The organism is Binatus soli (SeqCode), assembly GCF_050015535.1.
GTDB lineage: Bacteria > Desulfobacterota > Binatia > Binatales > Binataceae > Binatus > Binatus soli.
In genome coordinates, this window is record NZ_JBEKBF010000003.1 from 130,569 (window position 1) to 144,064 (window position 13,496).

Genomic DNA, 13,496 nt, shown 5'->3' on the forward strand with positions numbered 1-13,496 from the left:
AAACTAATAAAGGAAATATATGATGGCGGATAAGAAACAGGCTGAGGCGATCCGACTTTCAATGCTGATTCAAGGTGTCGGGGCCGGACGGGACGTTCCCGATCAGGAAGTCGTCGATTCCTTCGAAAAGATGGAAGGAAAAACGTCGGCGCTTAGCAAATGGGCAAGCAATGCCGTTTCGTTTTTTCTGCCCAGCGTAACGCCCTCAAGCAGTCGCCCAAAATCGGCGACTCAATCTGAAGAGTCTCGATCGGATCTTCCGGTCGAACGCGGGAACGCCTGAGTAGTCAGCGAACCCGCGCTTTTTCGAGAACTACCCGCCCGGTTACTTTGTCTGGCCGTTCTCCGCGGCGAGCAGCGCATGGATGGTCGTAAGCTGCTTCACCATGTAGGCGCGCTTGCCCTTGGGCGTGACGACTTCGATATCGTCCTGCGCCGCCTTGCCGATTAGCGCGCGGCCCAGCGGCGACGACAGCGAGATGCGGTTCTGCGCGCCGTCAACTTCCTCCGGCACCACGATCTCGAACTCCGCGATACCGCCCTCATCGAGATCCTCGAGCCGAACGCGGCTGCCCAGGCCAACAGTGTCGTGCGGAATTGTCTCGAGGTCGATCATCGTGAGCTCCACGATTCGCGCCTCCAGGTTGCCCACCCGCGCGCGCAGGAACTCCTGACGCTGCTTCGCCATCGCCCATTCCGCGTTTTCAGACAAGTCGCCGTGAGCGCGCGCGCGCTCGAGTTCCTTGGGCAGGTCCACGTTGAGTTCGCGCTTGAGCGTCTCGAGGTCTTTTCTGAGCCGCTTGATTACCGGTAATTCAGCCATCGATACATTCTTCCTGAATGCGATCTTTTTCCTGGTCTATACGATCGCCGCGCCGGTGAGCGCCGTCGCGATCTCTTTTGCCTGCTTCAATCCGCGACGATTGAAGTCAGGCTCCGATTGACTCCGGTCACGCTCTGAATCTTCTGCACCACCAGCTCGCCGAGCGAGGTCACGTCCGCGGCCTCCGCGATCGCGATGATGTCGTGCGGCCCGGTGACCGCATGCGCCACGGAAACGCCGCTGACGCCTCGAATCTTGGCCGCGACCTCGCGCGCCTTTCCCGGCGACGTGTCGATCAGGATGAATGCCTTTACGGACATGCTCGTTTCCTCCCGGCGCTCACGCGCGCTCAGCGCGGTGGCGGAATCAAAGTACCCTTCTCATCATATACATAAAAACCGCGGCCTGATTTGCGGCCCAGGTATCCGGCATCGACGTACTTCTTCAGCAGCGGGCATGCACGGTACTTGTCGTCGCCGAGCACCCGATGCATCACCTCCATGATCGCAAGGCAGGTGTCCAGCCCGATCAGATCCGCCAGCTCGAGCGGGCCCATCGGTTGATTGGTGCCGAGCTTCATCGCGATGTCGATATCGGTTACGCCGCCGACGCCTTCGTACATCGTGTAAATCGCTTCGTTGATCATCGGCAGCAGCACGCGATTGACGATGAATCCCGGAAAATCCTGCGCGGTCATCGTGGTCTTGCCGAGTTGCTCGGCGAGCGCCCGCGTCTGCTGAAAAGTCGGTTCCGAGGTGGCCAGTCCGCGAATGATTTCGACCAGCTTCATCGCCGGGACCGGGTTCATAAAGTGCATCCCGATCACGCGGTCGGCGCGCGAAGTGCGCGCCCCCATCCTGGTGATCGAAATCGACGACGTGTTCGACGCGAAAATCGTCTCGGGCGGACAGATCTTGTCGAGCTTCTGCAGCAGCGCGATCTTCGCGTCTTCGTTTTCGATCACCGCCTCGATCACGAAGCCAACCCCGGCCAGATCCTCGAGCTTGGTGGTCGTCTCGACGCGGCGCATCACGCGATCGCGCTCCTCGGGCTTGAAGCGCCCGCGCTCGATCATCCGCTCCAGGTTGCGCGCGATCGAATCGATGCCGCGCTTGCACAGCTCCGGCGTTATATCGTGCATCACGACCGCGATTTCCGCCTGCGCCGCGACCTGCGCGATTCCCGCACCCATCTGCCCTGCCCCGACGACGCCGATCTGCCGCAAATTCATTCGTCTCTCCAAAAACTATTCAGCCGTGAACCAGAGGTCTCAATGATGCTCCGGGGGCTCCTCGCCACCGGCCCACGTGCCGGCGCCGCCGCCGTTTCGCATCGCGGTGCGCACCTTCCTTACATCTTCGGGCGACTGGCGCCCCGGCATCCCGAGGTTGCGCATCAAGTGGTTCGTCATGCTCGCGGTGAGCCGGTCGCGGATTGTAGGCTCGACGCCGACTTGCGTGTCGAGCACCGCATCGACCTGCTCCCGCGTGAGACCCTCTTCCACGAAAATATCGACCAGCCCCGCCAGTCCGACTTCGCCGCCGGCGCGGTCCACGATCGCGACTACTTTCGCACACAGCGTGCAGACGCGGCGGATCAAACCGGCGCGCTTGCTGCAATAGACGCATCGCATCAGGAGATTGACCGCCTCAAAGTGGGCATCGCATCGACGCCCGAATGCATCGCAGGGCCCGCATCCCCGAAAGAGCCCTGAAAAAACTTGAAGCGGCCGTGCGCACGAAAAATCGGCGGGCCCGCTTCAATTCTGACGTTACTACCGGCTGCAGATGGTCGCAAGTATGACCGGGCGACCCGGCTGCGGACGGATAAGTTGTCACCATTGACATCGCACACCGTCAGGGCTACAATCGGAATTGAGAATCATTCTCAGAATTAACACATATGATTAATCAAACCGCCGTCGCTTACTTCTTCTATTCGCTTGGCCTGCTCTTCCGCGAAGGCATGGAAGCGATGCTGGTCGTCGTCGCGCTCGCGGCCGCCACGCGCGGCGCGGGACGAATCGGCCGCTCGCGCGACGTCTATACGGGCGCAGCAGTCGCGATCATCGCCAGCATCGTTCTGGCGTGGGCGGTCAACCATATAATCACCGACGACGCCAGCGACACGCTCGAAGGCGTCTTCCAACTCTTCGCCGCCGCGACCCTTTTCTACGTCAGCTCATGGATGACCTCGAAGGGCCAGTCCGATCGCTGGATGAAGTTCATCTCGCACAAACTCGAAAGCGCCGAGCGCAGCACGATTCCCGGTATCGCGCTCGGGCTCACCGCGTTTCTCGCCGTGATGCGCGAGGGCGCGGAGACGATCGTGTTCTTTCAGGCGCTCACCAACGGCGCGACCGAAGCTGTCGAGCGTCACGCGGTGACGGCCGGCATCGCCGTTGCCGCGGTCGCACTGGCCGCGTCCTTCGTGGTCATCAGGCGCGCTGCCGATCGAATCCCGATGAAGATCTTCTTCCACGCGACTTCGATTATGCTCTACGCGCTGGCGATCGTCTTTGTCGGCCAGGGCGTCGCGAGCTTGCAGGAAGCGTCGATCGTACCGGCTACATTCGTGAATTACGCGCCAACGATTCCCATGCTCGGTCTGTTCCCGACGATTCAATCGCTCGGCGCGCAGGCGGTTCTGCTGATGCTTGCGGCGGCCGCCGTGTTGGTTCCACGCAACGCTGCCGCACGACAGGTCAGGGTTGCCGAGCAGGCGGCGATGCAGGGGGAGCAGACTTGAGCTCGGGCGCTTGCGCGACAGAATCGTCGCCGCCGAACAGGACAGTCTCCACGTCGGAACTCAGTTTCTCGGACATCACCAGCGCGCCAAACCCCATCCGCGTGCATTGATCGACCATCGGGTCGCGCGCGACCGCACTTTGACGGACGTGCTCGAGCACGACGCGCAAATCCTGCGCGCGATCGAGCAGGACGGACAGCCGCGCCTCGACGATCGCGGTCGAATTGCCGCCGCTGGAAGCAAGATCGAGCGCCAACGATTCGTCGTGCTCCGCACTGGCCAGCGCATGAAGCGCATTTTTGATTTCGGCGCACGCCGCTTCGGCGCCGGCGTCGGACGGCGCGGATAAATCCGCGGCCAGAGTCGTTTGAACCGTGGCAAATAGAACGGCGGCAATCGCGAGCAGCATCGGCGCCGCGGCTACTTCCTCATCTCGTCGATGATGCGTTCGCGATGGCCGTGCGCGATCAGCTGATCGTTGCGACGGCCCTGCTTGAGCGCGACATACGTGAAGAACATCACCATGATCAGCATCGCGATGATCGGGATGTTGTCCGGCACGGTCAGGATTTGGAGAAACTGCTGAAACCCGGTGATTCGGCCCATTGAATCCTCGACGGTCGGCTTTGTCTTGCTATGATCGATGTAACAACGCCGTCATGGCAGTGTCAACTTTCGCGCTTTCCCGGATGTGTACTGCCAATCGACGCATCTGCGGCGCGCTTGCAGCACGGCGAGGCCAGCGGGCAAAGTAGTCGGGCATGGCCAATCACGCCGAAGCTTCGTCATACACCGCCGGTGCGCATCGCGGCATCTTCAACCTCGCATGGGGGATAGTCGCGACGGTGCTGTCAGTGCTGTGGACGGCGCCTTGCGCGATCGCCGCCGCGATTGCCGCCACGATGGGCAAGCAGCACGCGGTCACACTGATCAGTCGCGCATGGGCTCGCGGAATAATCAGACTCTGCGGCATCAAGGTGCAAATCGAAGGTCTCGAAAATCTCGCCGGTCTGAAGTCGTTCATCCTGGTTGCAAACCACCAGAGCTTCTTCGACATCTTCGCCGTCACCGCGTTCATGCCGGGCGAGCCCCGCTCCATCGCGAAAAAAGAACTGCTCAAAATCCCGGTGATCGGCTACGCGATGCAACGCGGCGGTCACGTGATCATCGACCGCGAGTCCGGAGGCAAGGCAATTCGCAAGGCGATTCAGATCATCCGAAGTGGCCTCGACGTCTACATCTTCGCCGAGGGCCATCGCTTCAACGACAACCGGGTCCACGAGTTCGAAGATGGCGCCGCGTGGCTCGCGATCCTGTCGAAGTTGCCGGCGGTGCCGATGTCGATCAGCGGATCCGGCCTTATTTTCCCGCGCCGCGCAAAGATCGTGACCCCGGGCTGCGCGATGCGCATGACGATTGGAAAGCCGATCGCGACCGAAGGAATGCGCAGCGCCGACCGCACCGAGCTGACGCGCAGGCTCGAGGAAGCGGTGCGCGCCACTTTCACCACCGAGGTCTGAGCGCTGTGCCTGCTCGCGCTCCGGCTAGGCTTTGCGATCGAAGATGAACAGCGGGACCTGGCTGGCCAGCTTGGGATCGATCGTCAGGATACGGCGTCCCGAGTCCTTCCGAATCGCGCCGGCGTCAAGACCGGCGGCGCGAAAGTCCGCTATCACCCGATCGACGTCCTCCGCCTCGAGCCACAGGCCGATCATCCCTTCGCTCGACGAATCGATCGCGGCCGCCGCGACGAGACGAATCTCCGCGCCGCCGACCTTCACCGACGCCGACTTCCCATCTGCCGGCCTGGCTACGGCAAAGCCGAAGTTCTTTTCGTAGATCGACGCTGCGTCCGCGAGGTCCGAGGTCGCGACTTCGAGCGTAACCAGGCGTTTAATCATCGGTGCGGATTAGCGCTCAGCCCTTCGGCTTCAACGAGAAATTGCCCGTCGCCGTCGCGCCGTCTTTCACATCGACTTTCTGATCCTGCGTGCCGAGCTTTTCCTGCCACACTTCGACTTCGTAGTTGCCCGGCGGCACGCCTGCGATCGAGTAGTTGCCCTTGTCGTCCGTCACCGCGAAGTACGGAGTGTCGGTCGCGACCCACCAGGCGTGCATCCAGCCGTGCGCATCGCAGGTGATCTTGATCACTTCCGGCTGTTCGACCTTTCGCTGGATTACTTTCTTGAACTTGGGCTGAGCCATGTTGAACGCTGGATTCCTGGTCGAATAGGAATGGATGTTGTGCAGAATCCCGTCCGAGTTCAGGATGTCCACGGTGCTGCCGGCCGGGAACGCGAGCACGTGCGGCACGTAGTCGCATCCCTTCTGATCGAACTTTACTTCACCGGGCTTCAGGTCGCCCTTGGCGCCTTTCACGGTCACAACCGCGTTCGCGATTCCACCGCCGCTGCCGACGACCAAGTCCTGTTCGAAGTGCGGATGCAGCGCGCATACTTCCTTGTCCTTGGTCACCGCGAGCTGCCTGGGCGCGGGCGCCGTACCGTCATACTTGACGGTTCCGCTAATCGTGCCGCCGGCAGCGCTCGCGAGGCCGGCGCCCACGCTCATGCCGAGCGCGACAGCCGCACACGCCGCCAGTACAATTGCAAACTTTGTCATTACCATTTCTCCGGCGAAATCGCTGATATGTTTTACCCAGTTAAATCAAACTCTCTCACCTTAGCGAATAATCAGTTGCCCACTCAATCGATTAGGCGATAACAACCTACTTCTTACTCACTTCACTTTTCACTTTTTCATTTTTCACCGGCGCCGTCGCCATCCGGGCCGGCGGTGTCTCTCCCGGATGAGTTCCAAGCCAGAAAAGATAGTCCGTCAGCGCGCGGATCTGTTTGTCCTGGTTGCCGCCCAGTATGTCCTCCGGGCCGCCCGGATAGTACGACGGCATCTTGGTTCCCGGCTGTAGCGCCGACGGATTTGCGATCCACTTCACTACCCAGTCGGGATTGAGCCGCTGATGCGTCAGCGCCATGTCGGGCGCCCATCCCGACGGCGGTCCCTCAGGCTTCTTGTCGCCCTCCTGATGGCAGCTGAAGCAGTTGAAGTAGTCCTTCGTCATCAGCTTCGCGCCGGCGGCCAGCTCAGCCGGCGCAATCAGGTTGGTGTCGATGAACATATACGGCACGTTCAGGTCCGAGAGCGCCGTGAAGTAGTTCACGATCGTGTCGTCTTCACCGTTGGTGAAATGAAAAGTCGGCATCCTGATCTTCAGCCACGGACGAATCTCGGTGGGTTCCTGGAGGAACGCGAATAGCCACTCGGGTTGAACCTTGAAACCCTCGCCATTGAGTATTGGCGGCGCAAAGTTGATTTCATCTCCCGGGTAGAAGCGGCTGATGTAGCCGCCCCGATTCTCGATGATATGGCAGCCGACGCAGTTGTAGTAATTGACCATTCGCCGGCCCGCGACGATTTGCGCCTGATGCTCCGATCCGGGCATCCGGTACCGCTCCTGCACCGTGCCCTGCGTCAGGCCGGCCAGGAACACGACCAGGTTCCTGATGTCGGCGCTGTCGAAATGGAAATTCGGCATCAACTGCTCGACATCCCTGGTCGCGTAGGTGCGCGGGGATTGCAGTTTATGGAACGCCCACTGATCCCACGTCTCGGGAATCCGCATCTGGTTGCCGAAAAATAGTTCGTCGAGATGCTTGGAGCCGAAGGTCGTCAGCTCGGCGCCGGTTCGCGACTCCTTGCCCATCCCCTCGATCTCGTGGCATCCGAAGCATCCGTACTTGCGCACCAGCGCTTCGCCCTTCTTGATCTGCCCGGGATTCTTGAGCGCGGTTTCGACGCCGGCGTTTTCTCTCTTCTTGCCATGCGTCATCAGGAAGGCGGTCAGCGCTTCCGCTTCGCGATCGCTCAGGCGCAACGACGGCATCGCCGTATGCGGCGAGAAATCATGTGGATTCTTCAACCACGCATATATCCACGCCGCCGAAGTCTTCTCCGCGATCCTGCCCAGGTTGGGCGCGAAGTCCTTGGCCGTGAATCCCCGGGCCGGCCCGAAGCCCGCGGCGACGCCGACCGGAGTTCCATATTCATGCGGTTCGATCGCGTGGCATCCTTTGCAGCCGACCGATTCGAACAGCCCCTTGCCTTCCTCGACGAACGCCGGATTCTTGACGTCGGCCTCCAGCGTCGCAAGCTCGGGATGCGCCGCGAGCCACTCCTTCGAATTTTTCGACGAACTGTCCAGGATGAACGCGGCCAGCGCGATCGCCTCGGCGCGCGAGAACATGAAGTCCGGCATGCGCGTGAACCGCCGGAAGTCATCCGGCCTGGCGATCCATCGCACGGTCCACGACGGGTCGAGCTTTGCCGCCGCGAGTTTCAGGTACGGGCCGATCTTCGGCAGGTCCTCGTAGCCCGCCACCAGATGGCATCCCGCGCATCCCATCTGCTGGAACATCCGTTCCCCCTCGACCCAGTTCGCCGCGATCGGCTTGCCTCCCGCGTCGTGCAGCGAGCCCACGTCGATATGGCACTTGATGCATCGGGACTGCATCTTGGCGCCCCTGAGCATCGGCGAATCCCAATCCGGATCGTCGCCATGCGCCAGCCGCACCGAGCTGACCGCCGGCCCCTGTCCGTCGTGACATGGCGTGCATCCGAGTTTGTCGGGCGGATGCTTCAATATGATCTGATCGAAGTTGCTATGCGTGCGAAACGGCTCGGGCGCATTCTCGAAGCCCTTCTTGTCGGCGCCCATATGACAGCTCTGGCATCGATCGACCCGCGCGATCGCCTCGTCGAAGGCATTGCGGTCGAAGTCGTCGATCGCGGTCTGCTCAATCCTCGGAACCTTCGGATAACGGAACAGGACGGTGTTGCGGAACTTGACCGGGATCATCCACGTATCGGCCTTGTCCAACAAATCGTCGCGCTTGGCGGTGAGCTTCCTCATCTGATCTGTCCGGCTCTCGACCTTCGACTTGAGCGCCTCGATCTGATCCTTGACCGCCTGCAGATTGTCCCTGGCTTTGTCGGAGGCGATATTTTCCCGCGCGAGTTCGGCGTTCAGCCGATCGATTTCCTTTTTGTACGGAGCCAGGTTTTCCCTTTCCTGGACGGCGTGGTTGTAGTCGTACCAACGCTCGGTCAAATACGACTTGGTGAAGCGGACCAGTTGATCCTTGTCGTTGGCAGTGTTTTTCAGATCGCTCAACTGCGCGCGCAGCGCGGCCAGCCTGGCCGCGGTGGCGCCGGAGCCGAGTTCGTTGCGCGCCTCGGCCAGCTCCTTCGAGACTTTCTGGTATCCGGGATCGGCGTCGAGGCGCTGCTGCTCGTCCGCCGCGTCCTTCATGTACTTGTCGTACGCCAGCCGGTCCCACTGGAGCTGGTATTCCTTCCACGGACGGCGCGAGATGTTGTCGTCCCAAATCGACCAGACCGCGGTCACCAGCAGCACCGCCACCATCAGCACGAACAGCGCGCTGTATGATTTTCCTTCTTCAATGGGATCGAGCCCCGCTCTGCCAGCCATCTGCTCTTACCTGTTCTCAACTCCCAATGCCGGCGCGAGGCCGCCGTCCAAATACTCACTCAAATACTCAATACTCATTTACGCCCGCGAGCCCACAGGACGTCAACGATGTAGCCGGCGAGAAAAACCAGAATGCCGATCCCGGTGAACTTGTATTCGGTTCCCATCCCGTGCGGCTGGGTGATCCCGACGTAGAGCGCGAAGCCGACGTCGGCGAGTCCGAGCGCCTGCAGTACTTTGGCCAGGATGAACACGGGGGTCGCGGCCACGTCAGATGTTAATCCAGGGCGTAACCAGGATGTACTTGATGTTGAGCGCGTGCCGCAGCACCATCTTGATGAACACGCCGGCCATCGCGAGCAGCAGAAATCCCGTGATGCCGAAGCGCACCGGCCCCCATTTCTTCAGTATCTCGGGACCGCCGCCGGGAAACGCCGACCATGGATCGCCCGCCGGCCGTGATCGTATCCAGAAATATAACGCCGCATACCCAATCGCGAAGTAGCCGCCTATCACCGCCAATCCGAAGATCGCCGACGCCACGTAGTCGCGCAAGCCGAACATGTACGGCAAATCGACGTTGGTCAGCGCCTCGACCAGATGCGGATCCCAGACCTGGCCGGGCCAGAACCAATTCCATCCGGGGCCGCGGAAAAATGTGCCGATGATGATGAATGAGACCCATAAAATGTGGAACCCGACGAAAAAAGTCAAAATCTCGAACGATCGCTCGCGAAACGTGTAGTAGCCGTTACCTTTCGGATTGATGTCGAGATACGGAATCAGCATCAGGCCCACGATGATGAAACAGGGCAGCACCACGCCCGCATACCACGGGTCGAAGAACACCAGCATCTCCTGCAAGCCCAGGAAGTACCACGGCGCCTTCGACGGATTGGGCGTGCGAGTCGGATTTGACGGCTGCTCGAGCGGCGCGTTGAGCAACAGCGACCACACCGTCAAAACGATGATCACCAGAATCGCCATCAGGAATTCGATCCGCACAAGGAACGGCCAGGTGTGCAGCTTCTCTTCGACCCCGCCGCCCGCCTTCTTGATCGGGGCTTCGATTCGCTTCGACCCGCCCGCCGCCGGCGTCCTCGCGCCACCTCCGGCTGCGCCCGCTCCCGCCGCACGCGTCACGACGGCGCCTTGGTTACCTTCCCGGCTTGCCATGATTAATCCCTAATGAGGCGGCGCTCCATCCTCGTCGTCGCTCCACGCAGCCGGCGCCGCCAGCACGTACACTATATACAGCATGATCGACATCCCGGCCGGCACCGACAGCACGCGCACGATTCCCTGGTGCAACAGCCATGAAAACACGCCTCCCATCGACCGCCTGCTCGTCCCGTCCTAGAGCGGCCCCGACATGCCGTCGCGGCGGATTCGCCAGAAATGCACCGTCATGAAGATGCTCGCGATCAAGGGAAAAAAGATGCAGTGCAAAATGTAGAAACGCAGCAGCGTGTGCGGTCCGATTTCCGCGCCGCCGAAAATAAATGCGCGCGCGTCGTAAACCGGATTCACCCCGAGTACTTCATGGAATGGACCGCCATGCCCAAGCAGCGGCGTGGCGCGCGCCATGTTCGAGCCGACCGTCACCGCCCAAATGGAAAGTTGATCCCACGGCAACAGGTATCCGGTGAACGACAGCAGCAGCGTCAGCACCAGCAGGATCACGCCGACCACCCAGTTGAACTCGCGCGGCGGTTTGTACGAGCCCGTCATGAACACGCGGAACATGTGCAGCCACACCGCGATCACCATGCCGTGCGCGGCCCATCGATGCATGTTGCGCATCAACATCCCGAACGGCATGTCGAATTCCAGGTACTTCATGTCGGCGTAAGCGTATTCCGCCGTCGGCCGATAGTAGAACATCAGGTACACGCCGGTGACCACGGTCACCAGGAAAAGCAGAAACGTGATGCCGCCCATGCACCACGTGAAGCGCAGCCGCACCGTATGCTTTTGCACTTTCGACGGATGCAGATGCAGCCACACGTTGCCGGACACCATCAGGATCCGGTTGCGCGGCGTGTCTTCGTAGCCGTGCCTGAATATCGACTGCCAGACCTGCGAATCGGTTATCTGGCGTTTCGTTTCGTTCCAGTCGAACTTAGCCATCCGCTACCACCCACTAAAACTCCCTGGAGCAGTTCGCCAAGGGCGCCCTCGGCAGTCTCAGCAAATACGGTAAAAAATCCAATTTTTACGACTTTATGCTCGCGAGGCTTGCTCGGAATGCGGCGTAAGGCTACCTAATTTTGCCCGGTCTCCGCAACGAAGTCTCATTGAGTCGGGATTTCCGATTTTGCATCCCTGACTCCTGTAGCCGTATAGAACGAAACGCCCTGCCCGGCCACGACGGCCGGACAAGGCGCTGTTCTATTGCAGCGGGCTCGACAGGGACCGGGGCCCCTGCCTATTTGCCCTTGCCCTTGCCCTTGCCCTTGAGTTTCACCGACTGCGGCTCGTGTTCCGCATTGTCGATGATCAACAGGGTGGCGTCATACGCTCCCGGGGCGGTGGGCGCAAACGTAACTCCGATCGTGCAATTCGCGCCTGGCGCCAGCGGTGCATCGCAGCCTTTCGTCGCGCTGAACGGACTGACCGCTCCGCTGGACCCCTCCATCAACACCGTAATGCCGGGCTTCTCTTTGCTGCCCTTGGGGTTGCTCACGGTGACATTCTTGGGTCCCTTATGATCCCCGACCTTCACCGTGCCGAAGTTCAGCGACGCCGGACTGATCTTCAGTTTGACCAAAACTGGCGTAGGCGTGGCGGTCGGCGTCGCAGTTGCAGTCGCGGTTGCTGTCGCGGTGGCTGTGGGCGTGGCCGTCTTGGTCGCCGTCGCGGTCGCCGTCGCGGTCGCCGTCGCGGTCGCCGTCGCGGTCGCCGTCTTGATTGGCGTCGCAGTGGCGGTCGGCGTTGGCGTTGCCGTCAATACGTTATAGTGGATTGTTCCAGTTGCCGGGCTGCCGGACATGGTGGTCGCGTACAGGTTGTTGAGCAGCACCGAGACCGTGTTGCTGTCGTAATTCGCGACGATCAGGTCGGGCATGCCGTCGCCGTTGACGTTCGCCGTCGTCACCGAGTGCGGGCCGCTGCCTGTGGCGAAGGTCTGCTGGGTGGCGAAGCTATTGCCGTCGAGCGTCGTCGCCGGCGCCGGCGTGGTGTTGAGCAGCACCGAAAACGTGTTGCTGGCGTTATTCGCGACGATCAGGTCGGGCTTGCCGTCGCCGTTGACGTCGGCCACCGTCACCGAGACCGGTTCGCTGCCCACGGTAAAGGTCTGCTGGGCGGTAAAGCTGGCCGTGGGGGAGCCCGGGGCGGTGGTGTTGAGCAGCACCGAGACCGTGTTGTGGCCGTTGTTCGCGACGATCAGGTCGGGCAAGCCGTCGCCGTTGACGTCGGCCGCGGTCACCGAGTACGGGGCGCTGCCCACGGGGAAAGTCTGCTGGCTGGCGAAGCTGGGGGTGGTGGCGCCCGGGGCGGTGGTGTTAAGCAGCACCGAGACCGTGCCGTCGCCCGCATTCGCGACGATCAGGTCGGGCTTGCCGTCGCCATTCAAGTCGGCCGCCGTCACCGAGACCGGGCCGCTGCCGGTAGCAAAGGTCTGCTGGGTAGCGAAGCTAGGCGTGGTGGCGCCTGGGGCGGTGGTGTTGATCAGCACCGAGACCGTGTCGCTGCCGTAATTCGCGACGATCAGGTCGGGCTTGCCGTCGCCGTTCAAGTCGGCCACCGTCACCGAGATCGGGTCGGTGCCCACGGCAAAGGTCTGCTGAGCGGCGAAGCTGGGCGTGGTGGCGCCTGGGGCGGTGGTGTTGAGCAGCACCGAGACCGTGTTGTGGCCGTTGTTCGCGACAATCAGGTCGGGCAAGCCGTCGCCGTTGACGTCGGCCGTCGTCACCGAGACCGGGCCGCTGCCCACGGCAAAGGTCTGCTGGGTAGCGAAGCTGGGCGTGAAGCTCCTCGCTGCACCCCCGCCACCCAGCAATTGCATCTGGAAAGTTTTGTTGGATTGATTGATGGTGCTGCCGGCGACTGTCACCGGAATCGTCGCGCTGGTCGCGCCGGCCGGAATCACCAGCGACCGCTCGCCGCCGTGTAGTTGATCCCGGCGATCGCTGTGCCGTTCTGGGTCTGGTACTGAACAAAGGCGTCGTAGCCGGTATCGCCGCTGCGCGAGATCGGAAAATCAAGGGTGGTTGACGAGCTACCGGTCACCGTAACGCCGGCGCTCGAGATAGTCAGCGTGGTGGGATCGCCCCACACCGAAAGCGCAATCGCCACCCCTAGCAGCACTATCGTCGCTGTCAGGCTCTTGTGTTTCACGCGAAATGTCCCCCGATTAATTCGTTGCGTTCAGTTGTGAGCGACGCGCGGCTGCGGCCGGTTCGAAACGCAAAC

18 protein-coding genes are annotated in these 13,496 nt (G+C 61.4%); 3 read left to right on the top strand and 15 right to left on the bottom strand.

The window, feature by feature from the left end:
* Positions 1-22: 22 nt before the first annotated feature.
* Entirely contained in the window at positions 23-283 is a 261-nt protein-coding gene (locus ABR989_RS03255) for a hypothetical protein (RefSeq protein ID WP_428125697.1), read from the top strand.
* 42 nt (positions 284-325) lie between these two features.
* Here the strand turns inward: ABR989_RS03255 and ABR989_RS03260 are convergent, their stop codons facing one another.
* The 4 genes from ABR989_RS03260 to ABR989_RS03275 all read right to left on the bottom strand — a co-directional run bounded on the left by ABR989_RS03260 (position 326) and on the right by ABR989_RS03275 (position 2,456).
* Complete coding sequence (locus ABR989_RS03260) at positions 326-823, bottom strand: GreA/GreB family elongation factor (RefSeq protein WP_428125698.1); 498 nt, start codon at positions 821-823, stop codon at positions 326-328.
* A gap of 86 nt (positions 824-909) precedes the next feature.
* Positions 910-1,143, bottom strand: coding sequence for an Lrp/AsnC family transcriptional regulator (locus ABR989_RS03265; protein WP_331963785.1), 234 nt, complete (start codon positions 1,141-1,143; stop codon positions 910-912).
* A gap of 29 nt (positions 1,144-1,172) precedes the next feature.
* Entirely contained in the window at positions 1,173-2,054 is an 882-nt protein-coding gene (locus tag ABR989_RS03270) for a 3-hydroxybutyryl-CoA dehydrogenase (protein ID WP_428125699.1), read from the bottom strand.
* Positions 2,055-2,093: 39 nt separating this feature from the next.
* Positions 2,094-2,456: a hypothetical protein gene (locus ABR989_RS03275; RefSeq protein WP_428125700.1), complete on the bottom strand. Its 363-nt coding sequence runs from the start codon at positions 2,454-2,456 to the stop codon at positions 2,094-2,096.
* A gap of 269 nt (positions 2,457-2,725) precedes the next feature.
* Here ABR989_RS03275 and ABR989_RS03280 point away from each other — a divergent pair, with 269 nt between their 5' ends.
* Positions 2,726-3,571: an FTR1 family iron permease gene (locus ABR989_RS03280; protein ID WP_428125701.1), complete on the top strand. Its 846-nt coding sequence runs from the start codon at positions 2,726-2,728 to the stop codon at positions 3,569-3,571.
* Here the strand turns inward: ABR989_RS03280 and ABR989_RS03285 are convergent.
* Together ABR989_RS03285 and ABR989_RS03290 are read right to left on the bottom strand one after the other, a co-directional pair.
* Complete coding sequence (locus tag ABR989_RS03285) at positions 3,528-3,980, bottom strand: hypothetical protein (protein ID WP_428125702.1); 453 nt, start codon at positions 3,978-3,980, stop codon at positions 3,528-3,530. The two genes, ABR989_RS03280 and ABR989_RS03285, sit on opposite strands and share 44 nt — an antisense overlap.
* 11 nt (positions 3,981-3,991) lie before the next feature.
* Positions 3,992-4,177, bottom strand: coding sequence for a hypothetical protein (locus ABR989_RS03290; RefSeq protein ID WP_428125703.1), 186 nt, complete (start codon positions 4,175-4,177; stop codon positions 3,992-3,994).
* 155 nt (positions 4,178-4,332) lie between these two features.
* Between ABR989_RS03290 and ABR989_RS03295 the strand changes: the two genes are divergently transcribed.
* Positions 4,333-5,091 carry a lysophospholipid acyltransferase family protein gene (locus ABR989_RS03295; protein WP_428125705.1) on the top strand — a complete coding sequence of 253 codons (759 nt, stop codon included), beginning with the start codon at positions 4,333-4,335 and terminating at the stop codon, positions 5,089-5,091.
* Between the two features lie 24 nt (positions 5,092-5,115).
* Here the strand turns inward: ABR989_RS03295 and ABR989_RS03300 are convergent, their stop codons facing one another.
* The 9 genes from ABR989_RS03300 to ABR989_RS03340 form a co-directional block, all read right to left on the bottom strand.
* Positions 5,116-5,472: a VOC family protein gene (locus tag ABR989_RS03300; protein ID WP_428125706.1), complete on the bottom strand. Its 357-nt coding sequence runs from the start codon at positions 5,470-5,472 to the stop codon at positions 5,116-5,118.
* Positions 5,473-5,488: 16 nt separating this feature from the next.
* The gene (locus ABR989_RS03305; RefSeq protein ID WP_428125707.1) at positions 5,489-6,193 is read right to left on the bottom strand and encodes a carboxypeptidase regulatory-like domain-containing protein; all 705 of its coding nucleotides are present in this window, start codon (positions 6,191-6,193) and stop codon (positions 5,489-5,491) included.
* Between the two features lie 106 nt (positions 6,194-6,299).
* Positions 6,300-9,080, bottom strand: coding sequence for a c-type cytochrome (locus ABR989_RS03310; RefSeq protein ID WP_428125709.1), 2,781 nt, complete (start codon positions 9,078-9,080; stop codon positions 6,300-6,302).
* A 74-nt stretch (positions 9,081-9,154) separates the two neighbouring features.
* Positions 9,155-9,349, bottom strand: coding sequence for a hypothetical protein (locus ABR989_RS03315; RefSeq protein WP_428125710.1), 195 nt, complete (start codon positions 9,347-9,349; stop codon positions 9,155-9,157).
* Position 9,350: 1 nt separating this feature from the next.
* The gene (locus ABR989_RS03320; protein WP_428125711.1) at positions 9,351-10,256 is read right to left on the bottom strand and encodes a cytochrome C; all 906 of its coding nucleotides are present in this window, start codon (positions 10,254-10,256) and stop codon (positions 9,351-9,353) included.
* A 9-nt stretch (positions 10,257-10,265) separates the two neighbouring features.
* Positions 10,266-10,415: a hypothetical protein gene (locus ABR989_RS03325; protein ID WP_428125712.1), complete on the bottom strand. Its 150-nt coding sequence runs from the start codon at positions 10,413-10,415 to the stop codon at positions 10,266-10,268.
* 21 nt (positions 10,416-10,436) lie between these two features.
* Entirely contained in the window at positions 10,437-11,210 is a 774-nt protein-coding gene (locus ABR989_RS03330) for a cytochrome b N-terminal domain-containing protein (protein ID WP_428125713.1), read from the bottom strand.
* A gap of 298 nt (positions 11,211-11,508) precedes the next feature.
* The gene (locus ABR989_RS03335) at positions 11,509-13,173 is read right to left on the bottom strand and encodes an FG-GAP-like repeat-containing protein (protein ID WP_428125714.1); all 1,665 of its coding nucleotides are present in this window, start codon (positions 13,171-13,173) and stop codon (positions 11,509-11,511) included.
* Positions 13,170-13,421: a hypothetical protein gene (locus tag ABR989_RS03340; protein ID WP_428125716.1), complete on the bottom strand. Its 252-nt coding sequence runs from the start codon at positions 13,419-13,421 to the stop codon at positions 13,170-13,172. Before ABR989_RS03340 ends, ABR989_RS03335 begins: the two co-directional genes overlap by 4 nt.
* Positions 13,422-13,496: the final 75 nt, after the last annotated feature.